Source organism: Mucilaginibacter terrae (assembly GCF_042679325.1).
GTDB classification, from domain to species: domain Bacteria; phylum Bacteroidota; class Bacteroidia; order Sphingobacteriales; family Sphingobacteriaceae; genus Mucilaginibacter; species Mucilaginibacter terrae.
In genome coordinates, this window is the sequence record NZ_JBHTMJ010000018.1 from 19,695 (window position 1) to 44,922 (window position 25,228).

A 25,228-nucleotide genomic window follows, 5' to 3' on the forward strand; every position below is an offset into this window, starting at 1 on the left:
CAGATACCCTTATTTTTTAACGCACTATAAATGAGTAAAACAGCGAACAAAGTAAGATTTAGAAAGACCAACCTTATTACTATTGTTTTGCTTTTTGTTTTGATACTGGCCGGTGGTGTAGTACGCAGTACAGGATCGGGTATGGGATGCCCGGATTGGCCTAAGTGTTTCGGACTGTATATTCCGCCCACAGATGCAAGTGAGTTGCCCGCCGATTATAAACAGAGTTATGTAGCTAAACGCGAAGAAAAAAATCAAAAATTTGCTAAAACGCTTGATTTGTTTGGTTACAGTGATTTGGCTAACCGCATACGGCAGGACAGATCCATATTAGTACCCGAAGAGTTTAATGTAGCACGTACTTGGACAGAATACATTAACCGTTTGATCGGTGCTTTATCCGGCTTGTTTTTATTAGCCGGAGCCTGGTTCTCTTTTAGTTATGCAGCCGATAATAAATGGATCACCATTTTGAGCGTGTTTAATGTATTACTGGTTGGTTTTCAGGGTTGGTTAGGTTCAATTGTAGTATCAACAAATTTGGTTGATTGGATAGTGACCGTACACATGCTATTGGCTTTGGTTATTGTGGCTTTAACTATATATACTTACCATTTGGCTAAGGTACACGATAAGCCCTTTATAAAAACGAAACCTATTATTGTTATTATAGCTATAGCCTCGGTAATATTAAGTGTAGTACAAATTACATTTGGTACCGAAGTGAGGGAAAAGGTTGATGAGGTAGCCGATCAACTCCAGGGAGCAGATCGCAACCAGTGGGTGAACAATGTTGGGTATATCTTCAATATTCACCGGGATTCGGCCTTATTAGTAATTGTTTTGAACGTTTTGCTATATGCTTTAATACGGCGTAATTTTAACAGGCATTCGCTTCATCAGCAATTGATGAGCTTTATATTTTTGATGATTATGCTGCAAATAGGAGTGGGCATAGCCTTATCTTATGCGGCTTTACCGCCGGTTGCACAAGCATCACACATTGTGCTGGCCAGCTTAATATTTGGTGCACAGTTTTACTTACTGCTGAACTTCAGGCGTTCGGCCAAATACACGGAGGTGCGCAAATGATTTGGAAGGATTTAGTAAAATTGGTAAAATTCAGGCTTACCTTTTTAGTGGTATTTTCTGCCTCTATCTCCTTTTTAATTGGCAGCCAGATCATTACTGCTACCAATCCTAATGGTGTTATCAACTGGGGCAACTGGGCTAAACTAATTATAGGTGGTTTTTTAATTACGGGTGCCGCCAACGGGTTTAACGAGATCATAGAAAAAGATCTTGATCGCTTAATGACCCGTACAGCCGACAGACCTTTGCCTGCTGGTCGTATGAACAATGGACAAGCCCTCGTTATCAGCCTCTTGATGGGTGTATGCGGTACGTATTTATTAGGCAGCCTGAACTTGCTTACCGGCTTTTTATCAGTATTCGCCATTATATTATACGCGTTTGTATATACACCCTTAAAGCAAAAATCACCCATATCAGTGTTTGTGGGTGCTATACCCGGGGCTTTACCCCCACTAATTGGTTATGTGGCCGCCAACCCTACCATCGATCAAATTGCTTTGATCCTGTTTGGGATACAGTTCATGTGGCAGTTTGTACACTTTTGGGCTATTGCCTGGGTATTGGATGATGATTATAAGCTGGCTGGTTTCCGTTTATTGCCAACCGGTAAGCGCGATAGGGCAAGCGCCGTGATAACGTTTATATTTGCCATAGTACTGGTGCCGGTAAGTTTACTCCCAACTTATTATGGTTACGGAGGTTATTACGTAGGTGGTGTATCGTTTGTATGTAGCTTAATATTTTTGTATCAGTCGTTTGTGCTAGTGCGCACACTGGAAATTAAATCGGCCAGGCAGCTCATGTTTGGTTCATTTATATATTTGCCGGTAGTACAGTTAATGTTTTTGTTTGATTTTATAGTGAAGAAGTAAGATGATGGCACGTTTTCAACAAGATAAAAATAAGTTAGACCTAACCCCCAAGCGCTTTAACATGTGGATATTCATATTCACATCGTTTATGTTTTTTGCAGCACTTACCAGTGGGTTTATTGTGTACATAGGTGGTAAAGGCCATGCTTTAAAAACAACTATGCCGCAAGCATTTATTTACAGCACAGCCGTAATTGTGTTAAGCAGTATAACTATGTTTCTGGCATCGCGCGCAGCAAAAGGATTGCAGTTTAATAAACAGCGGATGTTTTTATGGCTTACGTTTGCATTGGGTGTGGGCTTTTTTGCGCTACAGGTTTACGCCTGGTATGTGCTCACCTTTCGTATGGGTGCATGGTTTGTAAATCCTAATGCATCCATTTCATTTATTTACGTATTTTCGGCTATGCACCTGTTGCATATTTTGGCAGGATTAGTGCTGCTTATTATAAGCCTCGCGGGCACATACCGTAAAACGCCGCAGGTAATAAATCTATACCGAATGGAGATGACTTCTATTTTTTGGCATTTTGTCGATATTATATGGATTTATCTGTATGTTTTTTTACTTTTGAATCAGAATTAATCACCCTGCACATTAATTACAAATGAGTACAACAGCGGTTACATCACCTATAGATGAAGTGAAAACAACGCCATGGGCCGGCGGAAGGTCTCCGTTTTCGGTAGAATACGGCAAAATGATGATGTGGTTTTTCCTGTTATCAGATGCTTTTACGTTTTCATCCTTATTAATAGCTTACGGCGCACTTCGCTTTAGCTCAACCTCATGGCCAGCAGCCGATCATATTTTTCAATCGGTACCGCTTACCTCAATAGAGCATGGAGCACCGCTGGTTTTTGTGGGTTTAATGACCTTTATTTTAATTATGAGTTCGGTGACTATGGTACTGGGTGTGGAAGCAGGTCACCGTGGTGCACGTAAGGAAGTTGCCTGGTGGATGGTGGCTACTGTAATAGGAGGTTTTATGTTTCTGGGTTGCCAAGCGCTGGAATGGTCACATTTGTTCCACGAGGGTTTTGGCTGGGGTAAAATTCCGGGCGACATTAAAGAATTCTTTCCAGAAGGTACGGCTGAATCCACGATTTACACACAGCAGTTTTCCAACTTATTTTTTACTATTACCGGTTTTCACGGTTTTCACGTATTTACAGGTGTTATCATTAATATCATAATCCTTATTAATGTTCTTTTAGGTACTTACGATCGTCGTGGTACTTATGGGATGGTTGAAAAAGTAGGTTTATACTGGCACTTTGTGGATTTAGTTTGGGTATTTGTATTTACCTTCTTTTATTTAGTATAATTTTCATCACAGCTGATATATAGAAATCATGTCATCACAACCACATACAGAAATACACGAAGAACACGGCGAACATGAAGGAATGTCCCGTAAAAAAATATGGCAGGTGTTCTTTATACTCTTAGGTATAACTGCTATAGAATTTTTTATTGCGCTTTACATGGTTCCCCAGGGTATCATCAAAATAAACATTGCTAACCCTATATATATTATTTTAACATTAGCAAAAGCATTTTATATTGTAGCATACTTTATGCACTTAAAGTTTGAACGGGTAGGTTTGGTTTACTCTATAATAGTGCCGATTTTATTTATTGTGGGCTTAATACTGGTGCTTACCAACGAGAGTCATCACTGGGTGGATTTAAGATAGGTTAAATGAACAACCTGTCTCTTAGGGTAAAAAAACTAATAATCCTGGTGCTCATATTAGCGGTACCAGGATTTTTATATTATTTACTAACCGTAAAAGGTAAAAACCGCTACAGACCCTTAGTAATTTATGGCCCCAAACAAGTAGCTAAAACAGGCCATACCCGCCGGGGTAAGTACATACCCGATACTATATACCATAAGCTTGGTGATTTTAAACTAACCGACCAGTTGGGCAAGCCGGTAACTTTAAAAGACTTTGAGTATAAGATATTTGTGGTAAGTTTCCTTTATACACATTGCTCATCGGTGTGTAACGAGGTAAACAAGAATATGGAAAGGCTAGCCCATGCATACCGAAAAAATCGCATGGTAAGGTTTGTTACCATAACGGTAGACCCAGAACGCGATACTCCGGCAGCTTTATTAGCTTATTCCAAACGTTTTGGGGTGGCGCCCGATAAATGGCGTTTTTTAACAGGTGATTCGACTGTAATATACAATTTAGTACGTAATGGTTTTTTGGAGAACGCCTTAAAAGCCGATAATGAATTTGTTTTTAGCGATAAAATGATTTTGATAGATGCTGATAAACGCATTAGAGGTCGTTATACAGGTACTTCATTGCCCGAAGCTATCCGCTTAAACGACGAGATTAAAGTACAAATAGCAGAAGAACTACGTAAAATTAAAGCACCTGATTGATGATGAACGTAAGCGATAAATTCATATTCCGGTTTGTAGCCGGTATTTCCATATTTGTGTTTCTGGTAGTGGTATTGCTTAACCGTAAAATATTACCTGCTCCGGCCGTGTCACCCGCGCTGTTATATTTTTTCCCGAAGCTTAATGCATTTTTAAATGGGGCTTGCAGTGTGCTGCTTGTTTTGTCGTTATATTTTATTAAGCACGGCCAGGTTCCCTGGCATAAGCGTTTAAATATCGCTGCATTTTGTCTGTCATCATTATTTTTGGTATCGTATATATTGTTTCATTGGTTAGGCCCCGAAACTATATTTGGCGACTTTAACAGCGACGGTATTTTATCGCCCGAGGAAAGTACAGCTATTGGCCGGTCGCGCACCATCTATTTAATTATTTTAATTACACATATTATACTGGCTGCGGGTGTTCTTCCCTTAATACTGCTCAGCTTTTACCGTGGTTTACAAATGCAGGTAGAAAAGCACAAAAAATTGGTACGATGGACGTTCCCGATTTGGTTTTATGTAACCGTGAGCGGTGTGATAGTATATATTTTGATTTCGCCTTATTATAATTTTTAGTTAAAATTTAGGTAAATTTGAAAATGATGAAAGCTATAAAATTAATGCTATGCAGTTTGTGTCTGGGCTTAATGCTTTTAAGCGCACAAAAGGCCAATGGCCAATGTGCCATGTGCTCTGCTACCGCCGAAGCCGGTGTTAAAAATGGTAACACTGAGGCAAACGGTTTAAACAGCGGTATAATGTATCTGCTGGCTGCGCCTTACCTCGCTGTGGCCATTGTGGGTTATATATGGTATAAAAAGTATCGACGCAAGAATGTGGATATGAATATGGGCAAAGAAAAATTTCATTTAAACTAACACCAAATATCCGGACATGTGCCGGATATTTCATATAAACCAAACGCGATGGCTCTAACACCTCAATTGTGGGCAATGCTTCATGCTAAGTGCCCTAAATGCCGCCGGGGAAAGATGTTCAAAGGGGTGATGTATAGTTTTGGTGGTAATGATATGCCCGAGACCTGTCCGCGGTGCGGCCTGCATTTTGAAATTGAGCCTGGTTACTTTTACGCGGCCATGTATGTTAGTTATGCCTTTAACGTGGCCGAAGCGGTTACCATAGCCATGACTACTTACACCTTAACAGGAAACATGGAATCGCCATGGTTGTATCTGGCTTTAATTTTAGGCGGATGTTTTATATTAGCACCATTTAATTACCGTTATTCACGCATTATATTGCTGTATTGGTTATCGCCTAAAATACATTACCAGCCTTACTTAGATACCGATGATAAATCCTGATACTTTACAATTTATAGCCGATTTAAAAGAGAATAATAGTCGTGAATGGTTCCAAGCTAATAAAGAGCGTTACGATGCGGCACAAGCTAATGTGATAGCGTTCGCAGGTGAACTGATAACCGAGCTAAGCAAGTTAAATGCAGGGGTAGCTGCCGACGTAGAGCCGAAAAAATGCGTAATGCGCATTTACCGCGATGTGCGTTTCAGTAAAGATAAAACGCCTTACAAAACCAATATGGCCATTGGCCGCCTCACCAAAAATAAAACGGTAGAAATTGGCTATTATTTGCAAATTGAACCTGGTAAATCCTTTATAGCAGGTGGTTATTGGATGCCGCAAGGTGAACATATTAAATCCATCAGGCAGGAAATTGATTATAACGCAGCCGACCTTACCCGTATTGTGGATGCCGACGACTTTAAGAAAAGCTTCGGTGAGTTCAGGGACCAGGAAAAGCTGAAGACGTTGCCCAAAGGTTATAGTGCCGATAACGAAAACATTGAACTGCTTAAACTAAAAAGCTTTATTGCTTACCGCGACTTAAAGGATAAGGAACTGACAGGTCCTAATGCTGCCAAACATATTGCCGAACTGTGTGCCCAAATCCACCCACTTAACGTATTCCTGAACAACGCTATTAATTAACTAATCAGACCAAACCACTAATCATGAAAATTAAATACCTCTTATTGGTACTCACGCTCGGAATGGTTTTACATTCGTGCAAGGTAATGTCGCCCAAGGCCTATAACGCGTTGATTGCAGGCCGCGATTCATTGCAGAACCGTACCACCAATCTGGAAGGTGAATTGGCCCGTCTGCAAAGCGATACCGCACGCTTGCACCGCGAGATGACAGAGCTGCAACGTAATTACAATTCGTTAAACAGTAACTATAATGCCAACTCCAGCCAGTTAACAAAGGTAGCCGGCGATCTACGAAAAAGAGAAGCCCGCCTGCGCGAGGTAGAAGACATATTGCGTAAACGCGATGAAGCTACAAATGCTTTAAAGAACAAATTACAACAGGCTTTACTGGGCTTTCAGCAAAGCGGACTTTCGGTTGATATCCGTAACGGCAAAGTGTATGTATCGTTAATGGATAAGCTGTTGTTCCCATCGGCCAGTATAGTGATTGATGAAAAGGGTAAACAAGCCTTGAAACAGTTGGCCACCGTGCTCAATAAAGAGGCTGATATCAACCTGGCTATTGAAGGACATACCGACAACCAAAAGGTATCGAACCTGGGCCAGATCAAAGATAACTGGGACCTGAGCGTATTGCGCGCCACATCGGTAAGCCGTTATTTAACCGAAGTGGAAAAGATAGATCCTAAGCGCATTACCGCAACTGGTAAAGGTGAGTTTCAACCCGTTGACCCGGCTGCCACTCCTGAAGCCCGCGCTAAAAACCGCCGTATAGAAATTGTGTTGACACCTAAGTTGGATGAACTATATAATTTGATAGGTACACCGGCCGCTAAGTAAGCAAAGATATTTATCGAAGCTTGTTATACAATGTGTTCATTGAGTTATTATTACTCTAAACCTCTCATCATGAAAACTTACGCCATCATTTCCGATATTCATGGCAACTCACTGGCATTACAGGCTGTGCTTAGAGATATAGAGACCCGGCAGGTAGATAGGATCATTAACCTGGGCGATCATGTGTTTGGCGCGCTGGAACCCGAAGCTACGGCTCAAATTATTCGTCAAACGCCAATGATCTGCATTAGCGGTAATACGGATAGGGAGATATTGGAAAGTTTGAACAAGCCATCCGAAAAGGAAAATATGGAAAGGGTAAAGGCCGATTTGTCTGAACAAACTATTGGCTGGCTCAAAAACCTTGCGCCAACTGCTGTGTGCGATGATCTGTTCTTCGTATGTCACGGTACGCCAACCAGCGATGATGAGTATTTGTTAGAGCAGGTGAAAGCCACCGGTGTATTTGTATATAATGATGAAGAACTGGTAGCTAAAACAGCACACATTCCCCAGCGCGTTATTTTATGCGCACACTCGCACGTAAACAGGGTAGTGCAGCTGAGTAATGGCAAGGTTATCCTGAATCCCGGCAGTGTAGGCTTACCGGCTTACCTGGGTAATGGCGAGCACCGCTTTGCCATGGAAAGTATGACGCCGCATGCCAAGTACGCTTTGGTACAGGTAGAAGGCAATGAAGTCAACATACAGCAGGTACATTGTACTTATGATTGGAATAAAGCCTCACAGGCAGCGTTAGCGAACGGTAGTGAGAAATGGTCGCAGTTTTTGCTGCACGGGCGCATGCCAAAAGATTTAAGATGGGAGTGAAGTAGTGGCAGTTAGTAATCAAAAACCATGTCATTGCGAGCGTAGCGCGGCAACTGCACGCGTTTAGATATGCAAGCGTGCGGTTGCCACGTTGCTATCGCTCCTCGCAATAACATGATGTTGAGCTGGCTATGATCTATAAGCCATCATCTATGAACCAATCCTTAAAACGGACTATTAAAATCAGCAAACGATGGCAAGATCTCATCTTTAGGCGACAGTAGCACCTCTTTTAAGTCTACACCCCAGCCAATAGCCAAAGTTGGATCATTCCATATCACGCCAATTTCTGAAGCTTTATCGTAAAAGTTGGTCACTTTGTAAGTGAATATGGTATCATCCTCCAAAGTAACAAAGCCATGTAAAAAGCCGGGTGGTACCCAAAATTGAAGGTGGTTGGTACCGCTTAGTTCTACCGTTACGTGCTGACCATAAGTAGGTGAGTTCTTGCGGATATCGACCGCTACATCCAATACACTGCCTTTCAGTACACGTACCAGCTTGCCTTGTGCAAATGGATTAGCCTGACCGTGTAAACCTCTTAACGCGCCTTTTTGCGAAAAGGATTGGTTGTCTTGTACAAAATCGGCGGTAATGCCGGCATCAGCAAATTTAGTTTTATTGTAGCTTTCGTAAAAATAGCCCCTGTCGTCAGGAAAAATGCGTGGTTCTAAAATTAATAAGCCTTCAATGGCGGTAGTGGTAACTTTCATGTATGGTGGGGGAGTTTAGTCTATTGTTTTCATCAGGCTGTTAAACAGCACATAACGGTTTTCAAATTGCTGATGATGGCGCGTGTGCAGGTGTTGCAGATGGCGCTCTTTAAACAAGTTGTATTTAACTATTTCATCCGTAATGTACTGTACGCAGTAGGTAACTCCCTCGTTTGGCGAGTCGAGTACGGTTAATATTTTATGTTCGGTGAAATAACCGGTAGCCATAGCGGCGGGGATGTGTTCCTGTTGTATCCATTGCAGCCACTCCTGTTCGGCACTGCCTTCTACCACAAAAGTTTCGTTGTATATGATCATCGTAACAAAAATAGAAATTAAGATGAACTGTCGGGCTTATCGCCGCGTAATATCCTGAAATGTTTACGGGCGTTGCCAATCCATATACTTCCCGGGTAATCAGTAATAATCTTTTGAAAGTAAGATTTAGCTGCTTCCCTATCATTCAGTTGGTCTTCATAAATGGTGCCCAGCATATACACGGCATCATCGGCCCAAAGTTCGGTTTGGTGTTCGGCCACAATCTGCTTTAACTGCTCAACTGCTGCAATGTAGTTTTTTTGTTGCATTAAAATACGTGCCTTGGCCATTAATATATCATCCTTTAACGGGTTGCCCGGATACTTTTTGTCAATACTATCCAAGGTAATTAAGGCTTTTTCAGGTTCTTCCTTAAAGATTTGCAAATCGGCACGGGCATATATTTTAAGGGCATTGCCTGCAGTGTCTGTTACCAGGTTATCTCCAATAAGCAAGGATAAGTTAAGCGCGTCATTAGCTATCAACTGCGAAGTAGCCGCTTTTAACACACTAAGCTGCCCTTTAGCATATTTAAAATCGCCTGTGTAATAAGCTAACTTGGCGTTACGGTAATTTGCATCCTGTGCCATGGAAGTGCCCGGATATGCTTTTTCAACCTGGCTATAGGTGAGCGTAGCTTCCCAAGGCTGTCCGTTCATTAAATAAACATCACCTAAATCAAGCTTACAGCCCGATAGTAATTGCGGGCGCAGGCTGGTTATCTTTACGGCTTCTTCCAACAAACGTTGTGCATCATTAAGTTTGTGCAATTTAAAGGCCTGCAGGTTGGCCAGTTTTTGCATAGCGAAGGCCGTACTGGGGGTGCGGCCAAATTCGTTCAGCAACTCGGTATAATCTTTCTCTAAACTCAACAGATCGGCCGGAAGGTATTTGCCGGTAGTTATTTTCAGGCTCTTGGTGTTAACCAGTTCAATTTTAGAGGGGATATATAATTCATCGGTGCGGGTAAATTTACTAACCAGGTATTCAAATCCCCGTATGGCAGTATCGTAAGCCTCATTGGCAACCAGGGTTTGGCAAAGCTCAAAAATATCAGTTCCGTTATTACCGGTTTGGCGGCGGTTTAGGGCAAGAGCCTGGTTAAGTGCCTGGTCGTATTCTTTTTGTTGAAGGTATTGCCATGTAAGCAGGTTAGAGTACACCATCTGTTGAGGGTCTTTTTGCAGCCGCTTTAACAAGGCTACCCGCAAAAGGTCATAATCGGTACTGCCTTCAAATAAGGTAGCCATTGTATTTTGAGCCTGGTTAATGTACATGGGGTTACCAGGCAAAAAGTTCAGATATTCTTCGGTTAAACCGGCTTTATCGCGTTTAAAGCGGTATAAACTGATCAGTTCCATGGCAAATAGCTGCTCATTACCTAACTGCTTACGACCTTTTTGTAATATTTTAATAGCCAGATCAGAGTTTTCGGCCTGGTAAAACTGGGTAGCCAACGCGCTTATGCCCCCGGGGGTAGCCGGAAGTTTTTTCAACAGGTCATCGTAAACCGATGTGGCTTTATCGGCCTGGCCTTGCTCGGTAAAGATCTTACCCAGCATAATGGTGTACTGGTTTTCTTCAGGATGCTTGCGCATCATCTTTTTGGTAATGCTTTCGGCTTCCTCCAGTTTTTTAAGGCTAATCAGGTTATCTACATAAAGTGAATAGTAGGTTTCACTGTCTTGCTTATATAAGCGCTGGTAAATATCCGAAGCCTTTTGTTGTTCGCCACTCAAGGTATATTGCCGGGCCAATTGCAAATCATTATCTTGGGCCAGCAAAACCGCCGGCACTATAAAAAAAATAATTATCAGCAGAAATAAATATTTCATGTATCCAAAAATAATAAATTGCAGCCGAAGCCAATTATATATTTACTAATACTTTAGCTACCCCACTAACGGGTAAAATTGTAGTGACATTGTTTAGCAGGTAAGTAAATTTATCTAATTTGACCTTATTGTAAAAGTAGGAGACTGATCATATCATGTTGAGCCGTATTAAGTTTTTATTTCTCATATTGTTACTTCCGGTATTTTTTTCATGTAGTAGGGAAGAACAAAGGCAAATACCTATTCGTGATTTTTTTAAAACGCCTGAGAAAAGCTCTTTTAAGATCTCGCCAGATGGCAAGTACCTGTCGTATCTGAAACCTTATAAAGACAGGCAAAATCTTTTCATACAATCATTAGCAGACGGCCAAGAGCGGATGGCCACTTCCTTCACCGATAATTCGATACGTGATTATTTTTGGACTTACAATAATCAATTGGTTTTTAACCAAGACGTAACCGAAATGGACGAGTTTAAAATGTATGCGCTGGATGTAAAAACGCTGCAAATCCGTACCCTGCTTAGCCAAACCAAAACGCGAATAAGAATGCTTAACCGCAGCCGTAAGCAGCCGGAGGTGATCACTATAATTATGAATAAGCGTAATCCGGCTAATTTTGATGTGTACCGGTTAAACATCATTACCGGTGAACTAAGCCTGTACATTGCTAACCCGGGTAATATAACCGAATGGTATCCCGATTATGATGGCAATATTCGCTTGGCTAAAGCATCTGACGGGGTAGATGAAACCATTTTGTACCGCGAAAGTGAGCGCACACCATTTAAGCCCATTATTAAAAATAATTTTAAAAACAAGGTCGACCTGATTGCTGTAACAGGTAAAGGCAATTCCTTTTACGCATTGTCCAACGTTAACCGCGATAAAACGGCCCTGGTACAAATAAACGCGAAGACCGGTAAAGAAGAAAAAATTATTTATGCCGGCAGCAAGGTCGATATTGCCGAAGTTGGGTACTCGCGCAACAAACGCCGTTTGGAGTATGCAGGTTGGGAAGATGATAAGCCGCACAAGTTCTTTTTAAATGAAGACTCCAAGCGCATCTATGCCGACCTGAAAAACAAGCTTAAAGGGGGTGTTATAAAATTTGTAGAACGCGATACCTCCGAAAATAAGTTCATTATAAATACTTACACTGATCGTAACCCCGGTACATTTTATTTGTATGAGCGTAATGGCGGCAAGCTTACCCGCTTGAGCAACCTTAAAGGTAGCCTGCAACCGGGCGAACTTTGCGCTATGAAACCTATTGCTTATAAAGCGAGTGATGGTACACTCATTAATGGTTATTTAACCTTGCCTTTAGGTGATATAACGGAGAACCTGCCAGTAGTGGTAATGCCGCACGATGGCCCCTGGAGCCGCAATGTGTGGGGTTACAATGCCGAAGTGCAATTTTTAGCCAACCGTGGTTATGCCGTTTTTCAGGTAAATTACCGGGGTTCTACCGGGTATGGCAAGGCTTTTCACAGTGCAGGCTTTAAGCAGGTAGGTGGCAAAATTCAAAGCGATATTACTGATGGGGTACAGTGGCTCATCAATCAAAAAATTGCCGACCCTAAAAAGGTGGCCCTAATGGGTGCTCGTTTTGGAGGGTTTTCGGCACTATATGGTGTATCCTTTCATCCTAAAATGTATAACTGCGCTATTGTACAATATGGCTTGATCAACTTTTTTACTTATTTGAAAGACGTACCACCGTTTTTAAAACCGCGCCTGCAAATGACCTACGAAATGGTGGGCAACCCCGAAACCGATGCCAACCAGTTTAGGGCAATATCGCCGGTTTTTCATGCCGATAAAATAAAAGCGCCATTGCTGATATTTCAGGGTGCGAAAGACCCACGAGCCAACATCAGCGAACTCAATCAATTTGTAAGGGAATTACAAAAACGCAATGTGCCTGTGCAATATGTGTTAAAAGATAATGAGCGTATGTACTTTAAAAGCGAGCATAACCGTATGGATATGTATGCCGAAATAGAGAAGTTTTTGAACAGCAATATGAAGGTTAAGCCATAGCATGTTATGCCCATGAAAGCGCATAAACATGTATATCAGAAAAACTTCTCGCTTATTGCCGCTTTTTTGGTTCTCATCTCCATTACTTTGGTAGTTGCGCTGGTGATTGCCTACAATTTAACCGATAAATATGTAAAGAACGAGTTTTCATCGCGTAAGCTGGATGTGCTCGAGCAGATGATGAAACCCTATAATGATTTTTTTCAGAACCGCATCCCCGAAATTACTTCTTACCAGGGCTTTCTCGATTCCGCTTCGGCTGCTAATTACGCCCATTCGGTGTTTCAGGATTACCCTTTTGTAAAATTGATAAGGTACGATGAAATAGCGATAGGCAGTCAGCCCGGAAGCAGCACTGGCAACGCCATGGGTATATCAATTAAAGAAGTTTACGAGTACCGCTACATTAAACAAAAAGTGCAGGGCATTAAGCAAAATGTAAACGCCACAGCAGACGATTTCAGAAACATGGCGGCCAAATTTAATTATTACCTGGTAGTGGCCGATACTTCCCGTGTGCCCAGTCAGGATGAAATTTACCGTACTTTTTATGATGTAAAACCGAGCAAGATCAGCTATTTGAACATTCCGCGGCGCGAGGAGATCAAAGCTTACCGAGAGTTGCAAAAAGGTGGGCGTAAATTGGCCTACTATAAGCAAAACATGATGACCTTTATGCTGGATGTGTACACCATAAAGGTAAAAAACACGCACCCGGAGCTATATCAGGATATTTCGATACAACCTGTGGTGTACGATCCGCTAACTACCAATAATGGTGAGTTACGTACAGAGGTGGCTTTTCCGGGTGCATTTGCCGATTATAAATTGTATTTCAGATCGGCTGCAGACCACCTTAATGCGGAAATTAGCAAGCGCTTTGCGCCTATAGGTGCTATAGTTTTGCTCATTTATATTTTTTTGGTGCTCATTGGCTGGCTTATTTACCGTAATTTAAACGTGAATTTAAAGCTGTTTAAGTTACAGTACGATTTTATTAACAACTTTACACATGAGTTTAAAACCCCGGTTAGTGTTATTAAAATAGCTGGATCAAATCTTAAAGGCGATGGAGAACTTACCGAACGTCAGCGCAAGCATTACGGTAAAATACTGGATGAAGAAGCCGATAAGCTGAATGAATTAATGAACAAGCTGCTTTCTTTCACCCAAATCGAGAACAGGTCTATTAAGCTCAATAAAGCAGAAATTAACCTCGACGAGTTTGTACAACGCTATATAAATACCTTCAGTATTAAATACCCCGATTTTAAAATGGGCTACGCCGTAGAGGGTATTTATAACTTTTATACAGATCCCGTTTTGCTGGGCAGTATATTTCAAAACATGATAGAAAATGCTTATAAATATTCTAACCCCGGACAAAAAGAACTATTTATACAAATAACCTACGAAAAACGTAATATTGTTTTCTCATTTGCCGATAAAGGGATTGGTATTGCCAATAATGAGCTCAATAATATTTTTAAAAAGTTTTACCGCATCGAAAATCAGTATAACCAAAACGGAAGCGTAGGCCTGGGTTTGGCTTTTTGTAAAGAACTGGCTAACTTTATGAACGGAGATTTGCAGGTAAAAAGTAAAGTAAACGAAGGTTCGGAATTTATTGTAACCCTGCCATTTGAAAATTAAACCATGAATACAGAGATAAAAATTGCACTGGTAGAGGACGATGAAAACCTACGGTTTTTGGTAGCCGAACGCCTGGAAACCGAAGGTTATAAAGTGCTGGAGGCAGCCAACGGTATTGATGCTGAAAAGATCATACTGGAAAATACGCCAGATATTGTTTTGCTTGATTGGATGCTGCCCGGTCAGCAAGGCTCTGAAGTGTGCGAAAATATCCGCGCCAAAGGTTTTGATAAGCTGGTGATTATGATGACAGCCAAAGGGCAGGATATTGATAAGATTGAAGCCTACAATTTTGGCGTATCCGATTATATTACCAAGCCATTCAATATGGATGTACTGGTGGCCATGATTGATAATAAGATCAAATTTTCTCTTAACAGCGATAAATCGGAAGTACACCGTTTTGCCGATATGGAACATCACCCTAATACGCACCTGTTAATTAAAGGTGGCCGTAAGGTGGAGCTAACTATTTTAGAGAACCGCATTTTGCTCTATTTCCTCAAAAATAAGAACAAAGTAATTAACCGTGAAGAGCTGATGATGGAAGTGTGGGGGTACAATGCCGATGTAAACACCCGTACACTGGATATGCACATTGTACGCTTGCGTAAAAAAATAGAGAATAACCCCGATTCGCCGCAATACCTGCAAACGGTTAGAGGAGTAGGGTATAAGTTTGCTTATGAATAAGCAATCTTTTATCAATTATTTATTACGGCATTTAACCATTTGCAATAAAGCATTTGATCGGATGTTGCGAGAAGTTATAGCAACGTTGTAATGACGATTAAGAGGTATTAGATTGGATTGCTACACTTACAATCATAATGACTCAACGAATAATTTCGAAATTGAACATTAGAAATTCGAAATTGAAAGAATGGATTATCAACCCCTATGGCTTACCTTAAAACTGGCGCTGGTAACTACCGGCTGTTTGTTGCTGGTGGGTATTCCGGTAGCGGCGGGGCTGTCCAAAAGCAAATCCCGGTTTAAGCCGTTTTTAGAAGCCGTAATTAGCTTGCCTTTGGTGTTACCACCATCGGTTTTAGGTTTTTATTTATTGCTGGCATTGAGTCCTACGAGTGGTTTAGGCAAATTTTTAGAAAATTTATTTAGTATCAGGCTGGTATTTTCATTTCAGGGATTGGTCATTAGTTCTGTTATTTACAGCTTACCATTTATGGTACACCCGGTACAGGCCGGTTTAGAGGCCTTGCCATTGAGCCTGCGCGAAGCATCGCAAACATTAGGCAAAACCAGCTGGCAAACGTTTACCCAGGTACTGCTTCCAAACATTAAACCGGCATTATTAACTGGTACTATACTCACCTTCGCACATACTTTGGGCGAGTTTGGCTTGGTATTAATGATAGGCGGCAATATTCCCGGCGTAACCAAAGTGGCATCTATCGCTATTTATGATGAAGTGGAATCGTTAAACTTTTCTGCAGCGCATATTTATGCAGGGATCTTACTGGTAGTGTCGTTCGGTATCTTGTTAACGGTTTATCTAACTAATAAAAAATTATCTAAAAACCGCCTCACCACATGATCAGGATCAGCATACGCAAAAAGCTACACTTGGCCGGTGGCAATGGGGAACTTAATATAAATACCGAACTGGATGATCGATCTTTTACGGCATTATACGGCCCATCGGGTGCGGGCAAAACCACATTGCTGCGAATTATAGCCGGTTTATTACAGCCCGAAGAAGGCATTATTGAAGTGAACGGACAAACGTGGCTGAATACTGCACAAAAGATCAACCTGCCTCCACAAAAACGGAACATTGGCTTCGTGTTTCAGGATTACGCCTTGTTTCCTAATATGACAGTAGAGCGAAACCTGTTATACGCCCAGCCCCCAAATGGTAATAAAAACAAGGTCGGCAACTTGCTGCACACTATGGGGCTTCAAAACCTGGCACATCAAAAGCCGGAGTTACTCTCAGGCGGGCAAAAGCAACGGGTGGCACTGGCACGTGCACTGATGCGAGAGCCACAAATATTGTTGCTGGATGAACCCTTATCGGCGTTGGACGATGCTACCCGCCATCATTTACAAACCGAATTGCAAGTTGTTCATCAGCAATATAATTTAATCACACTATTGGTAAGTCACCACATCCCCGAAGTTTATAAACTGGCGCAACGCGTTATTCAGATAGAAGCGGGACAGATCATTAAAACCGGTAGCCCGGCACAGGTATTTAGTTTGCACCAGGCATCACAAGGTTTAAACCTGATAGGGGAAGTGGTCAGTGTAAGTGCCGAACACGTGGAGATATTAACCGGGCACAACCTCATCAATATAAAACCATCTTACCAAACTATAGGTTTAGCCATAGGCGATAAAGTATCTATACACGCGGCTGACTTATCTTTACAAAAGCTTTCGTAACTTTATACTTAACGGAAAAACTATAGAAACGCCACTGCGTTTCATTTCAACAGACAACAGACAACAGTGAAAATATTGCTATTTGGAATTACCCGCGAAATTACCGGACAAAGCAGGATAGAGATACCTGCCGGTGCAGGTATTACTACGGTTAAAGCATTAAAAAACTGGTTAGGCCGGCAATACCCGGCTATGCAAGGTTTAACATCACTGGCTGTTGCAATTAACAGTGAATACGCCCAGGACGATGATGTATTAAATACAGACCATGAAATAGCCCTTATACCACCGGTTAGCGGCGGATAATCATAATAAAGTGTTAATAAAAATAGTTGAACATATAGACTTAAATGAGGCTTACGCTTACCTTAATTCGCCTGAGGCCGGTGCGGTTAACCTTTTTGTAGGTACCGTGCGCAACCATACTAAAGGCAAGGAAGTAGTACGGCTTAATTTTGAAGCTTATGATGCCATGGCCATACGGCAAATGGAGCATTTGGCTAATGAGGCTATGGGCAAATGGCCACTGGTTAACCTGGCTATTATACATGCTGTTGGTGCAAAAGAACCGGGCACGCCTGTGGTGGTCATTGGGGTAGCATCGGCTCACCGCGATGCTTCGTTTGAGGCTTGCCGGTTTTTAATTAATGAGCTGAAAAAAACAGTGCCCATCTGGAAAAAAGAGTTTTATGAAGATAACAGTGTATGGGTGAACGCCCATCCGTAATAGATTATGGCAGAGAGTAAATTAGTTGATAAATACGGCAGACAGCTGAATTATTTGCGGTTATCGGTTACCGATCGCTGTAATTTCAGGTGCTATTATTGCATGCCCGAAGAAGGAATTAACTTTGCTTCACGCAAAGACCTGATGTCGTTCGACGAAATGTACCAGCTCTCATCCATTTTTTGCAACCTGGGAATCTCCAAAATACGCATTACCGGTGGTGAACCTTTTGTACGCAATGGAATTATGCCTTTTCTCAAAAAACTTAGCGTGGTACAAGGCTTACAGGAAATTACGGTAACCAGCAATGGTACATTATCCACCCAATACCAGGCCGAGTTGCTGCAAATGGGTATCCTTAAAATTAATATAAGTCTCGATTCGTTAAGCCGTGAGCGCTTTCAGCAAATAACCCGTCGCGATAATTTTGAAGGCGTATATACCGGTATTTTAAAATTACTGGATGATGGTTTCGACGTGAAATTGAACTGCGTTGTAGCCGAAAATAAGAACGTTCAGGATATAGTTCCCTTTATCGAATTGACCAAAGATCACGCTTTATCGGTACGCTTTCTCGAAGAAATGCCTTTTAACGGAAGCGATGGTTCACAGATATTGTCGGAGTGGGATCATAAACGCATCTACGATCATATTAGTAAGCACTACCCCGAAATTAACCGCCTGATCAGTGATGCCAATTCCACGTCGGTCAATTATAAAATATCTGGTTATCGGGGCAGTTTTGGAATCATTCCCTCATTCAGCCGTACCTTTTGCGGTACATGTAACCGTATTCGCTTATCGGCTACGGGTGAGTTAAGGACCTGCTTATATGGTCCGCCGGTAGCTAACCTGCGCGATCTTTTACGCAGAGGTGCATCGGTATATGATGTAGAACAGGAAATATTGTATGCCGTAAGCCAGCGTGAGCGCGACGGTTATGCCGCCGAAATAGCCAGCCACGGCGCCATCCATACTTCCATGTCGGCATTGGGAGGATAAGAATAGAATCAAGAAATTAGAGTCAAGAATCAAGATAGGAAAACCACTTATCTATTGCATACCAAAATGAGATACATCCGACAAACACAATTGGCTAATTTTGGAGAAGTCGCACAGCAAAAACTGCGCGATGCCAAGGTACTTGTAGTAGGTGCCGGTGGTTTAGGGGTGCCGGTGCTACAGTATTTAACTGGTATGGGGGTAGGTACGCTGGGCGTTATAGATATGGACACCATAAGCCTGAGCAATTTGCACCGACAGGTTTTGTATAGCGAAAATGAGGTTGGCCAAAGCAAGGTAGTTACTGTTGTTGATAAGCTGAAGGCTTTGAACGGAGAAGTCAAATTTCAGTTTTATAACGAAGCTATTACTCCGCAAAATGCGTTAGCAATTATCCAGGATTATGACGTGGTAATTGATGCCACCGATAATTTCAGCACCCGTTATTTATTAAACGATGCGTGTGTGATCCTCAATAAACCACTCATATATGGTGCCGTACAACAGTACGAAGGTCATGTAAGTGTGTTTAATTATAACGGTGGGCCAACCTATCGTTGCTTATACCCTACGCCGCCATCCGCGGGCGAAATCCCCGATTGTAATACGGCAGGTGTGTTAGGCGTAGTGCCGGGTATAGTAGGTTGCCAGCAGGCTTTGCAGGCCATTAAAGTAATAACGGGTGTAGGGCAAACCCTGTCGGGTTATTTGCAGATCTTCGATTTTTTGCAGGATGACCAGTACAAAATGAAATTAAAAGCCAACCCGCTAAATCAACAGATCACGGCATTGCTGCCCAATTATGAAGCTGTAGCATGCAACACAGTTTCGTTGCTTTCGGTAGAAGAACTGTACGGTTGGTACGAAACTGGCAAAGCCTTCCAACTGATAGATGTGCGTGAACCGGCTGAATTTGAAGAAGGGCATTTGGCAGGTGCTGTATCCATACCCTTAATGCAATTGAATCCTGCCGAAGTTGCTATTAATGCTCATATACCTGTAGTTATGCTATGCGAAAAAGGCGCACGCAGTAATAAAGCCGCTCAAATGTTGCAAAAGCAATATCCGCAAGCCGGTATATACAGCGTTTTAGGTGGCATGTATTATTGGCAGGATGAATTTGAAGAGGAGTATTTAGTGCATAAGTCAGTCTATTAATTTAACGGCAGTGCAAGGAGACACAAAGTGTTGTGCCTCTACGTTTTTTTATCCGGTGTAAAGACACAAAGTGTTATGCCTCTACGTTTTTTTATCCGGTGTAAAGACACAAAGTGTTATGCCTCTACGTTTTTTTATCCGGTGTAAAAACACAAAGTGTTGTGCCTCTACGTTTTTTTATCCGGTGTAAAAACACAAAGTGTTGTGTCTCTACGTTTTTTTATCCGGTGTAAAGGCACAAAGTGTTGTGTCTCTACGTTTTTTTATCCGGTGTAAAGACACAATACTTTGTGTCTCTTTAATAACATATAAACTCGATGATCTCTGTAACCCAAGCCCTGCAACTTATCGCTGAACAAACCAAACCTTTTCCTATCGAGGAAGTGGAACTGCTGCAATCTACCGGACGAACATTGGCCCAACCTGTTTTAGCCGACCGCAATTTCCCGCCGTTCGACCGCGCTACGATGGATGGTATTGCCATAGGTAGCAGGGCGTTCGGGCAGGATGTGCGGCAATTTTGCATTACAGATATTCAAGCTGCAGGCCATCCGCAAAAGCAACTCACCAATCGCGGCAATTGCATTGAAATTATGACCGGTGCCATGCTCCCCATAGGTGCCGATATGGTGATCCGATACGAAGATCTGACTATAACTGACGGAATAGCCTATGTGAATTTAAATGAAGTTACGCCGTACCAAAATGTACATTTGCAAGGAACCGACAAAAAGGCCGGTGAAATATTGGTACCTGCGGGTGTGAAAATAACGCCAGCTATTATAGCCATTATGGCTTCGGTAGGTATGGCTGTAGTGCCGGTTTACCGCCTGCCCCGCGTAGCCGTATGTTCAACCGGCGATGAACTGGTAGCCGTAACCGAACAGCCTTTAGCGCACCAGATCCGGCAATCGAATGGTTATATGCTATTGGCCGGTTTGCAACAGGAAAGTATAACCGCCGATAACTATCACCTGCCCGATGAGCCTGAAGCTATAGCCCAGCAAATGGCAGGCATGATTGAACAATACGATGTTTTGCTGTTTTCGGGTGCCGTTTCCAAAGGAAAATTCGACTTTTTGCCGCAGGTACTACAGCAACTGGGTATGCAAATGGTGTTTCATAGCATTTCTCAAAAGCCGGGTAAGCCTCTATTGTTTGGCAAGTTTGACAATGGTACGCTGGTATTTGGCTTTCCGGGCAATCCGGTATCAACGTGGGTGTGCTTTCAGCTTTATTTTAAGGCTTGGTTATACAGTTCGTTAGGTATTAAATTGCCTGTGGTTAAGGCTGCTTTAAGTAAAGCTATTACTTTTAAACCGGCATTAACGCATCATGTATTGGTGCGGTTGGTCAATCATGAAGGCCAGCTTTTGGCTGAACCTGTAGACACCTCCACCTCCGGCGATATGGTGAACCTCATGCAGGCCGAAGGTTTTTTAAGCTTACCGGCCGAAGAAACCTCTTTTGCCGAAGGACGGATTTTTTACATTTATTTATTTAACCCGTAGCGGCACAATACTTTGTGCCAACAATAGTACCTTTCTTAAATAAATGCAGCACGGCACAACAGGACATTTTTTATATTTATGCAGCAGGGCACAAAGTATTGTGCCGCTACCATGGTAATATCAAACTATCGGCAAGCCTGCTGGTTATTTCCTAAGTTTACATTAGTCATGAAAGAACTGGAAGATATTGTTAAGGCCTTCGATGTGGCGCAGGAGCAAGGTAAGCAAACCGCGCTGGCTACTGTAGTGCAGGTAGAAGGCTCCTCGTACCGCCGCGCGGGTGCCCGTATGCTGGTTACCGAAGATGGCGAATTAACCGGTGCAATTAGCGGTGGCTGCCTGGAAGGTGATGCATTACGCAAAGCACGGTTGGCCATGTCGCAACAGCAACCTATGCTGGTCACATACGATACTACCGACGATGACGATGCCAAACTGGGTGTAGGCCTGGGCTGTAACGGCATTATCCATATCCTTATTGAGCCTATATTTATCGATAACATTAATCATCCTATCAACCTATTCAAAAAATTTTTAAGCAAGCGGCAAAACGCGGTGGTAGTTACGTTGTTTTCGTTAGCTGATCGTAAAGCGGCACAAGTAGGTACCTGCCTGTTTTTAACGGATGAAGAACAGATCCGCAATTGTAATATTGACGGTTTGAATAGTCAACTATTGGAGGATGCACAAGCCGTTTTGCACGCGGGAAGATCGGCTACCAAAACTTATAGAGCTCAAAAAGAGTTAACCGCTTTTATAGAACTGTTAAAACCAGCCGTATCATTATTGGTATTTGGTGCTGGTAACGATGCTATTCCGTTGGTGCAAATGGCGGCGGTACTGGGCTGGCATAATACTGTAATAGATGGCCGCACCAACTATGCGGTAAGCAGCCGTTTTCCACTGGCCAAACGTGTAATAATGGCTAAGCCCGATCAGGTTTTATCCATGGTAAATATTGATAGCAGAACAGTAGTAGTGCTCATGACGCACAATTACAATTACGACCTGGCTATGCTACGGCAATTGCTGCCGCTGCAATTAACCTATGTAGGCAGCCTGGGGCCTAAAAAAAAATTACAGCGTATGCTGGATGAATTGCACGAAGAAGGCCTGACTTTTACCATAGATCAACTCCGAAGTATATATGGACCAACCGGCTTAGATATTGGCGCGGAAACATCCGAAGAGATAGCCCTATCTATGCTGTCGGAAATGCAGGCGGTATTACAACAACGCGAGGGCAAAGCCTTGCGTGACAAAAATGCCGCATTACATTCACCTGAAATAGTCAGGCTACCGGTAAACCACGAGAACCTATGACCGGTATTATTATCCTGGCAGCCGGATCGTCTTCGCGCATGGGGCAGGCTAAGCAGCAATTAATTTACAAGGAACAAACCTTATTGCAAAAAGCTATGCGATCAACTATCGGTATTGCTAACCATAAAACCATTGTGGTTTTAGGTGCCCGGCACGAAAGTATATTGCCCGATGTAGATAGTAAGATAGCCGATATTGTCATCAACCCCGATTGGGAACAAGGCATTGCTTCGTCCATAAAATCGGGGGTTAGGGCTTTACAAACGTTGTATCCGCAAGTGCAAAATGTATTACTAATGTTGTGCGATCAGCCTTTTGTAACTACCTATCTGTTGCAAAAGCTTATTGAAACATCGGGCAGTGATGAAAAGGCTATAGTAGCATGTGCTTATCTGGATACTGTTGGTGCGCCAGTATTATTCGGTAAATTTTGGTTTGATGAACTGCTGACTTTACAGGGACAGGAGGGGGCTAAAAAACTCTTATTTAAATACCGAGAACAGATTATAAAAATACCGTTTACCGAAGGTAGCATTGATGTTGATACACCGGAGGATTATCAAAGGTTGCTTAATGGTTAGTCACCGGTATATACATACCTTCGAGCCTTGACAAAAAGACCTATGAACAAAATAAACGATAGCCTGGTAACAGTATTTGCAGGTACCCCGCTTGATGCCGGTATGATCCATAGTTTATTGGAAGAAGAAGGTATCCCGGCTTTCATTCAAAACGAACTGATGGGCAGCATTGCACCCTGGCAAATAGTAGCTGGCGGCGCGGGTGCCGTAAAAGTTCAGGTATCAAATATGCATGAAGAGCAAGCGCGCCAGATTATCAATGATTATAATTTGAATATTCAGGAAGAGGTTTAATAATTATTTTATTCAGGAAGATAACTTAATAGTTCGGTTAATTCCTTATTTGTTAAGTTTTCTTTTTCCGATTTGTCATAAATTGATAGGAGATACACCGTATTATCGGTAACTGTGAAGTTGGTAATAACTCTTGCGCCACCCGACTTTCCTTTACCTTTTGAAGTAATTGCCACACGTACTTTATAACACCTCCTCCCAATGGCGGTGCCATAGTCAGGATTTTCTTTGAGAATTCTAACCAGGTCTAAAAGATTTGCCTTTAATGAGGGGTATTTCCTGAGAAGTCTCTTAACTTGTTTCTCAAAGACAGTAAGCGACTTTACATTATAATCCATTCAAAAAATCTTCCGCGTTGTGCGCTTCTTTTTTCCCCGCCCTAATTTGTTTCATTTCGTCAACAGCTTCTTTTACTTCCTCCATTAATAATGCTTTTGCATCTGTAAGAGGCTTCGCTTTAACGTAGGATATGCTTTTCAAAACATCCATTAAAGAAGATGCTTTATTATCGGGTATATCTAATAGTACTTTCATTGCAAGATCTTTTTAGCAACTGATTAGCTGATCTAATATACAGTAAAAATTCAGATCAACAACTTGTTTTCATAACCGCGATTAACAGTTTAAAAAAACAATAGATCAATTAAACTTCATGCTGAGCCTGTCGAAGCATTCGCCGCTTTACCAGGTCTTCGACAAGCTCAGACTGACCAAGTTATATAATTAATTAAACCTTCCTTATTGCTCCTCGTAATGATACGTCAGCCCGCCATCTACAAAGTAGGTAGAACCGGTTACGTATTTGGCATCGTCGCTGGCTAAAAAGGCTACAAGTGCCGCTACATCTTCGGGCTTTCCCATCTTTTTCATCGGGATATTATCCAGCACGTTCTCTAATAGTTCGGGCGTATCCATTAGTTTTTTATTAATCGGTGTAGCAATAGCACCAGGGGCTACATTGTTTACCCTAATATTTAAATGTGCTAACTCCGTAGCCAAATTGCGGGTGAGCATTTTTAGGCCACCTTTGCTGGCACAGTAGGCTGCAAAATGAGGAAAAACAATTTCTTCGTGTACCGAACTCATATTAATGATTACGCCACCACGCTTGTTGCTCATGCAGTATTTCACAAACGTCTGAATGCCAAAAAATATCCCTTTGAGGTTGGTATCCATCACAAAATCATACTCTTCTTCTGTTACGTCCCAAAAGTCTTTGTTCTTTTCTACACCGGCATTATTTACCAGTATATCCAGCTCACCATAAACTGCTATGGCGTCCCTTACCAAATTTACCACGTTATGCATATGGCTCACATCAGCCGCTAAAAAGTGCGCCCGTCGGCCCATGGCGGTAATTTGTTTAATGAGGTCTTCGCCGCGCTCGTCGAGCTTGCGGCCATTCAGTATGATATCGGCACCATCGGCAGCTAAACGTAAAGCGCATGCAGCACCAATGCCCTGACTGCTGCCGGTTACTAAGGCTATTTTATTTTCAAAGCGGTTCATAGTGATGTATTGTATATAGGTAAAAGATTATTTATGGAATGTGGTTTGCATTGCGATGAACTTTTTATGCTTTAGGGTGAGTGATGGGCACTGTGGCACTCCCACACCAAAAGCAAGTCTTGTTTCCTG

At 42.2% G+C, this 25,228-nt stretch carries 31 protein-coding genes; 25 read left to right on the plus strand and 6 right to left on the minus strand.

Going from position 1 to position 25,228, the window contains the following annotated elements:
- The first annotated feature begins 30 nt into the window (after positions 1 to 30).
- From ACFQ3S_RS17575 to ACFQ3S_RS17630, 12 genes are all read left to right on the plus strand, one after another.
- Positions 31 to 1,092: a COX15/CtaA family protein gene (locus tag ACFQ3S_RS17575; protein ID WP_377166897.1), complete on the plus strand. Its 1,062-nt coding sequence runs from the start codon at positions 31 to 33 to the stop codon at positions 1,090 to 1,092.
- Positions 1,089 to 1,967, plus strand: a complete 879-nt coding sequence (gene cyoE, locus ACFQ3S_RS17580) for a heme o synthase (protein ID WP_377166899.1) — start codon at positions 1,089 to 1,091, stop codon at positions 1,965 to 1,967. Before ACFQ3S_RS17575 ends, cyoE begins: the two co-directional genes overlap by 4 nt.
- Before the next feature lie 61 nt (positions 1,968 to 2,028).
- Complete coding sequence (locus ACFQ3S_RS17585) at positions 2,029 to 2,553, plus strand: cytochrome c oxidase subunit 3 (protein WP_377166901.1); 525 nt, start codon at positions 2,029 to 2,031, stop codon at positions 2,551 to 2,553.
- Positions 2,554 to 2,575: 22 nt separating this feature from the next.
- Positions 2,576 to 3,295, plus strand: a complete 720-nt coding sequence (locus tag ACFQ3S_RS17590) for a cytochrome c oxidase subunit 3 (protein WP_377166903.1) — start codon at positions 2,576 to 2,578, stop codon at positions 3,293 to 3,295.
- Between the two features lie 28 nt (positions 3,296 to 3,323).
- Positions 3,324 to 3,668 (plus strand): cytochrome C oxidase subunit IV family protein, encoded by a 345-nt coding sequence (locus ACFQ3S_RS17595; protein ID WP_377166905.1) that lies wholly within the window; start codon positions 3,324 to 3,326, stop codon positions 3,666 to 3,668.
- Between the two features lie 5 nt (positions 3,669 to 3,673).
- Positions 3,674 to 4,372 (plus strand): SCO family protein, encoded by a 699-nt coding sequence (locus tag ACFQ3S_RS17600; RefSeq protein WP_377166907.1) that lies wholly within the window; start codon positions 3,674 to 3,676, stop codon positions 4,370 to 4,372.
- Entirely contained in the window at positions 4,372 to 4,953 is a 582-nt protein-coding gene (locus tag ACFQ3S_RS17605; RefSeq protein ID WP_377166909.1) for a DUF420 domain-containing protein, read from the plus strand. The genes ACFQ3S_RS17600 and ACFQ3S_RS17605 overlap by 1 nt, the downstream gene beginning before the upstream one ends.
- 23 nt (positions 4,954 to 4,976) lie before the next feature.
- Positions 4,977 to 5,255 carry a hypothetical protein gene (locus ACFQ3S_RS17610; RefSeq protein ID WP_377166911.1) on the plus strand — a complete coding sequence of 93 codons (279 nt, stop codon included), beginning with the start codon at positions 4,977 to 4,979 and terminating at the stop codon, positions 5,253 to 5,255.
- Between the two features lie 75 nt (positions 5,256 to 5,330).
- The gene (locus tag ACFQ3S_RS17615; protein WP_377166913.1) at positions 5,331 to 5,702 is read left to right on the plus strand and encodes a DUF983 domain-containing protein; all 372 of its coding nucleotides are present in this window, start codon (positions 5,331 to 5,333) and stop codon (positions 5,700 to 5,702) included.
- Positions 5,689 to 6,348: a DUF2461 domain-containing protein gene (locus tag ACFQ3S_RS17620; protein ID WP_377166915.1), complete on the plus strand. Its 660-nt coding sequence runs from the start codon at positions 5,689 to 5,691 to the stop codon at positions 6,346 to 6,348. Before ACFQ3S_RS17615 ends, ACFQ3S_RS17620 begins: the two co-directional genes overlap by 14 nt.
- Before the next feature lie 23 nt (positions 6,349 to 6,371).
- Positions 6,372 to 7,190 (plus strand): OmpA/MotB family protein, encoded by an 819-nt coding sequence (locus tag ACFQ3S_RS17625; RefSeq protein WP_377166917.1) that lies wholly within the window; start codon positions 6,372 to 6,374, stop codon positions 7,188 to 7,190.
- Positions 7,191 to 7,259: 69 nt separating this feature from the next.
- Positions 7,260 to 8,021 (plus strand): metallophosphoesterase family protein, encoded by a 762-nt coding sequence (locus tag ACFQ3S_RS17630; protein ID WP_377166918.1) that lies wholly within the window; start codon positions 7,260 to 7,262, stop codon positions 8,019 to 8,021.
- A 164-nt stretch (positions 8,022 to 8,185) separates the two neighbouring features.
- Here ACFQ3S_RS17630 and rfbC read toward each other — a convergent pair whose 3' ends face one another.
- Genes rfbC through ACFQ3S_RS17645 form a run of 3 tightly spaced genes read right to left on the minus strand, consistent with a single transcriptional unit; the run spans position 8,186 to position 10,887 of the window.
- Entirely contained in the window at positions 8,186 to 8,734 is a 549-nt protein-coding gene (rfbC, locus tag ACFQ3S_RS17635) for a dTDP-4-dehydrorhamnose 3,5-epimerase (RefSeq protein WP_377166920.1), read from the minus strand.
- 15 nt (positions 8,735 to 8,749) lie between these two features.
- The gene (locus tag ACFQ3S_RS17640; RefSeq protein ID WP_377166922.1) at positions 8,750 to 9,052 is read right to left on the minus strand and encodes a DUF4286 family protein; all 303 of its coding nucleotides are present in this window, start codon (positions 9,050 to 9,052) and stop codon (positions 8,750 to 8,752) included.
- A gap of 17 nt (positions 9,053 to 9,069) precedes the next feature.
- The gene (locus ACFQ3S_RS17645) at positions 9,070 to 10,887 is read right to left on the minus strand and encodes a tetratricopeptide repeat protein (RefSeq protein ID WP_377166924.1); all 1,818 of its coding nucleotides are present in this window, start codon (positions 10,885 to 10,887) and stop codon (positions 9,070 to 9,072) included.
- 155 nt (positions 10,888 to 11,042) lie between these two features.
- On the opposite strand from ACFQ3S_RS17645, the gene ACFQ3S_RS17650 reads away from it, so the two are divergent.
- The 13 genes from ACFQ3S_RS17650 (at position 11,043) to ACFQ3S_RS17710 (ending at position 23,590) form a co-directional block, all read left to right on the plus strand.
- Complete coding sequence (locus ACFQ3S_RS17650; protein ID WP_377166926.1) at positions 11,043 to 12,932, plus strand: alpha/beta hydrolase family protein; 1,890 nt, start codon at positions 11,043 to 11,045, stop codon at positions 12,930 to 12,932.
- A gap of 12 nt (positions 12,933 to 12,944) precedes the next feature.
- Positions 12,945 to 14,585, plus strand: a complete 1,641-nt coding sequence (locus ACFQ3S_RS17655; protein WP_377166928.1) for a sensor histidine kinase — start codon at positions 12,945 to 12,947, stop codon at positions 14,583 to 14,585.
- Between the two features lie 3 nt (positions 14,586 to 14,588).
- Positions 14,589 to 15,278 carry a response regulator transcription factor gene (locus ACFQ3S_RS17660; RefSeq protein ID WP_377166930.1) on the plus strand — a complete coding sequence of 230 codons (690 nt, stop codon included), beginning with the start codon at positions 14,589 to 14,591 and terminating at the stop codon, positions 15,276 to 15,278.
- A gap of 190 nt (positions 15,279 to 15,468) precedes the next feature.
- Positions 15,469 to 16,143 (plus strand): molybdate ABC transporter permease subunit, encoded by a 675-nt coding sequence (modB, locus tag ACFQ3S_RS17665; RefSeq protein WP_377166932.1) that lies wholly within the window; start codon positions 15,469 to 15,471, stop codon positions 16,141 to 16,143.
- Positions 16,140 to 16,994: an ATP-binding cassette domain-containing protein gene (locus tag ACFQ3S_RS17670; protein WP_377166934.1), complete on the plus strand. Its 855-nt coding sequence runs from the start codon at positions 16,140 to 16,142 to the stop codon at positions 16,992 to 16,994. Before modB ends, ACFQ3S_RS17670 begins: the two co-directional genes overlap by 4 nt.
- A 66-nt stretch (positions 16,995 to 17,060) precedes the next feature.
- Positions 17,061 to 17,300, plus strand: a complete 240-nt coding sequence (gene moaD / locus ACFQ3S_RS17675) for a molybdopterin converting factor subunit 1 (protein WP_377166936.1) — start codon at positions 17,061 to 17,063, stop codon at positions 17,298 to 17,300.
- Between the two features lie 10 nt (positions 17,301 to 17,310).
- On the plus strand, positions 17,311 to 17,721 hold the full coding sequence (locus ACFQ3S_RS17680) for a molybdenum cofactor biosynthesis protein MoaE (protein WP_377166938.1): 411 nt from the start codon (positions 17,311 to 17,313) through the stop codon (positions 17,719 to 17,721).
- 6 nt (positions 17,722 to 17,727) lie between these two features.
- A complete protein-coding gene (moaA, locus tag ACFQ3S_RS17685) occupies positions 17,728 to 18,723 on the plus strand; it encodes a GTP 3',8-cyclase MoaA (RefSeq protein WP_377166940.1) in 996 nt (331 codons plus the stop codon).
- Positions 18,724 to 18,789: 66 nt separating this feature from the next.
- Entirely contained in the window at positions 18,790 to 19,881 is a 1,092-nt protein-coding gene (locus ACFQ3S_RS17690; RefSeq protein WP_377166942.1) for a ThiF family adenylyltransferase, read from the plus strand.
- Positions 19,882 to 20,198: 317 nt separating this feature from the next.
- A complete protein-coding gene (locus tag ACFQ3S_RS17695; protein ID WP_377166944.1) occupies positions 20,199 to 21,392 on the plus strand; it encodes a molybdopterin molybdotransferase MoeA in 1,194 nt (397 codons plus the stop codon).
- Positions 21,393 to 21,470: 78 nt separating this feature from the next.
- Positions 21,471 to 22,715, plus strand: coding sequence for an XdhC family protein (locus ACFQ3S_RS17700; RefSeq protein ID WP_377166946.1), 1,245 nt, complete (start codon positions 21,471 to 21,473; stop codon positions 22,713 to 22,715).
- Complete coding sequence (locus ACFQ3S_RS17705) at positions 22,712 to 23,296, plus strand: nucleotidyltransferase family protein (RefSeq protein WP_377166948.1); 585 nt, start codon at positions 22,712 to 22,714, stop codon at positions 23,294 to 23,296. The genes ACFQ3S_RS17700 and ACFQ3S_RS17705 overlap by 4 nt, the downstream gene beginning before the upstream one ends.
- A 42-nt stretch (positions 23,297 to 23,338) precedes the next feature.
- Positions 23,339 to 23,590: a putative signal transducing protein gene (locus tag ACFQ3S_RS17710; RefSeq protein WP_377166950.1), complete on the plus strand. Its 252-nt coding sequence runs from the start codon at positions 23,339 to 23,341 to the stop codon at positions 23,588 to 23,590.
- 8 nt (positions 23,591 to 23,598) lie between these two features.
- Here the strand turns inward: ACFQ3S_RS17710 and ACFQ3S_RS17715 are convergent, their stop codons facing one another.
- The 3 genes from ACFQ3S_RS17715 to ACFQ3S_RS17725 form a co-directional block, all read right to left on the minus strand.
- A complete protein-coding gene (locus ACFQ3S_RS17715; RefSeq protein WP_377166952.1) occupies positions 23,599 to 23,928 on the minus strand; it encodes a type II toxin-antitoxin system RelE/ParE family toxin in 330 nt (109 codons plus the stop codon).
- Positions 23,918 to 24,124, minus strand: coding sequence for a hypothetical protein (locus tag ACFQ3S_RS17720; RefSeq protein WP_377166954.1), 207 nt, complete (start codon positions 24,122 to 24,124; stop codon positions 23,918 to 23,920). Before ACFQ3S_RS17720 ends, ACFQ3S_RS17715 begins: the two co-directional genes overlap by 11 nt.
- Positions 24,125 to 24,328: 204 nt before the next feature.
- Entirely contained in the window at positions 24,329 to 25,099 is a 771-nt protein-coding gene (locus ACFQ3S_RS17725) for an SDR family NAD(P)-dependent oxidoreductase (RefSeq protein WP_377166956.1), read from the minus strand.
- Positions 25,100 to 25,228: the final 129 nt, after the last annotated feature.

Excerpts from the sequence above, each read along its gene's own strand:
- ACFQ3S_RS17700 (WP_377166946.1), top strand. The coding sequence starts at position 21,471 with ATGCAGCAGGGCACAAAGTATTGTGCCGCTACCATGGTAATATCAAAC.
- ACFQ3S_RS17620 (WP_377166915.1), top strand. The coding sequence starts at position 5,689 with ATGATAAATCCTGATACTTTACAATTTATAGCCGATTTAAAAGAGAAT.
- ACFQ3S_RS17590 (WP_377166903.1), top strand. The coding sequence starts at position 2,576 with ATGAGTACAACAGCGGTTACATCACCTATAGATGAAGTGAAAACAACG.
- ACFQ3S_RS17705 (WP_377166948.1), top strand. The coding sequence starts at position 22,712 with ATGACCGGTATTATTATCCTGGCAGCCGGATCGTCTTCGCGCATGGGG.
- ACFQ3S_RS17695 (WP_377166944.1), top strand. The coding sequence starts at position 20,199 with ATGATCTCTGTAACCCAAGCCCTGCAACTTATCGCTGAACAAACCAAA.
- ACFQ3S_RS17710 (WP_377166950.1), top strand. The coding sequence starts at position 23,339 with ATGAACAAAATAAACGATAGCCTGGTAACAGTATTTGCAGGTACCCCG.
- ACFQ3S_RS17595 (WP_377166905.1), top strand. The coding sequence starts at position 3,324 with ATGTCATCACAACCACATACAGAAATACACGAAGAACACGGCGAACAT.
- ACFQ3S_RS17575 (WP_377166897.1), top strand. The coding sequence starts at position 31 with ATGAGTAAAACAGCGAACAAAGTAAGATTTAGAAAGACCAACCTTATT.
- modB (WP_377166932.1), top strand. The coding sequence starts at position 15,469 with ATGGATTATCAACCCCTATGGCTTACCTTAAAACTGGCGCTGGTAACT.
- ACFQ3S_RS17640 (WP_377166922.1), bottom strand. The coding sequence starts at position 9,052 with ATGATCATATACAACGAAACTTTTGTGGTAGAAGGCAGTGCCGAACAG.
- rfbC (WP_377166920.1), bottom strand. The coding sequence starts at position 8,734 with ATGAAAGTTACCACTACCGCCATTGAAGGCTTATTAATTTTAGAACCA.
- ACFQ3S_RS17585 (WP_377166901.1), top strand. The coding sequence starts at position 2,029 with ATGTGGATATTCATATTCACATCGTTTATGTTTTTTGCAGCACTTACC.
- ACFQ3S_RS17615 (WP_377166913.1), top strand. The coding sequence starts at position 5,331 with ATGCTTCATGCTAAGTGCCCTAAATGCCGCCGGGGAAAGATGTTCAAA.
- ACFQ3S_RS17600 (WP_377166907.1), top strand. The coding sequence starts at position 3,674 with ATGAACAACCTGTCTCTTAGGGTAAAAAAACTAATAATCCTGGTGCTC.
- ACFQ3S_RS17630 (WP_377166918.1), top strand. The coding sequence starts at position 7,260 with ATGAAAACTTACGCCATCATTTCCGATATTCATGGCAACTCACTGGCA.
- ACFQ3S_RS17625 (WP_377166917.1), top strand. The coding sequence starts at position 6,372 with ATGAAAATTAAATACCTCTTATTGGTACTCACGCTCGGAATGGTTTTA.
- ACFQ3S_RS17655 (WP_377166928.1), top strand. The coding sequence starts at position 12,945 with ATGAAAGCGCATAAACATGTATATCAGAAAAACTTCTCGCTTATTGCC.
- ACFQ3S_RS17725 (WP_377166956.1), bottom strand. The coding sequence starts at position 25,099 with ATGAACCGCTTTGAAAATAAAATAGCCTTAGTAACCGGCAGCAGTCAG.
- ACFQ3S_RS17645 (WP_377166924.1), bottom strand. The coding sequence starts at position 10,887 with ATGAAATATTTATTTCTGCTGATAATTATTTTTTTTATAGTGCCGGCG.
- moaA (WP_377166940.1), top strand. The coding sequence starts at position 17,728 with ATGGCAGAGAGTAAATTAGTTGATAAATACGGCAGACAGCTGAATTAT.
- cyoE (WP_377166899.1), top strand. The coding sequence starts at position 1,089 with ATGATTTGGAAGGATTTAGTAAAATTGGTAAAATTCAGGCTTACCTTT.
- ACFQ3S_RS17610 (WP_377166911.1), top strand. The coding sequence starts at position 4,977 with ATGATGAAAGCTATAAAATTAATGCTATGCAGTTTGTGTCTGGGCTTA.
- ACFQ3S_RS17720 (WP_377166954.1), bottom strand. The coding sequence starts at position 24,124 with ATGAAAGTACTATTAGATATACCCGATAATAAAGCATCTTCTTTAATG.
- ACFQ3S_RS17650 (WP_377166926.1), top strand. The coding sequence starts at position 11,043 with ATGTTGAGCCGTATTAAGTTTTTATTTCTCATATTGTTACTTCCGGTA.
- ACFQ3S_RS17690 (WP_377166942.1), top strand. The coding sequence starts at position 18,790 with ATGAGATACATCCGACAAACACAATTGGCTAATTTTGGAGAAGTCGCA.
- ACFQ3S_RS17605 (WP_377166909.1), top strand. The coding sequence starts at position 4,372 with ATGATGAACGTAAGCGATAAATTCATATTCCGGTTTGTAGCCGGTATT.
- ACFQ3S_RS17670 (WP_377166934.1), top strand. The coding sequence starts at position 16,140 with ATGATCAGGATCAGCATACGCAAAAAGCTACACTTGGCCGGTGGCAAT.
- ACFQ3S_RS17660 (WP_377166930.1), top strand. The coding sequence starts at position 14,589 with ATGAATACAGAGATAAAAATTGCACTGGTAGAGGACGATGAAAACCTA.
- ACFQ3S_RS17715 (WP_377166952.1), bottom strand. The coding sequence starts at position 23,928 with ATGGATTATAATGTAAAGTCGCTTACTGTCTTTGAGAAACAAGTTAAG.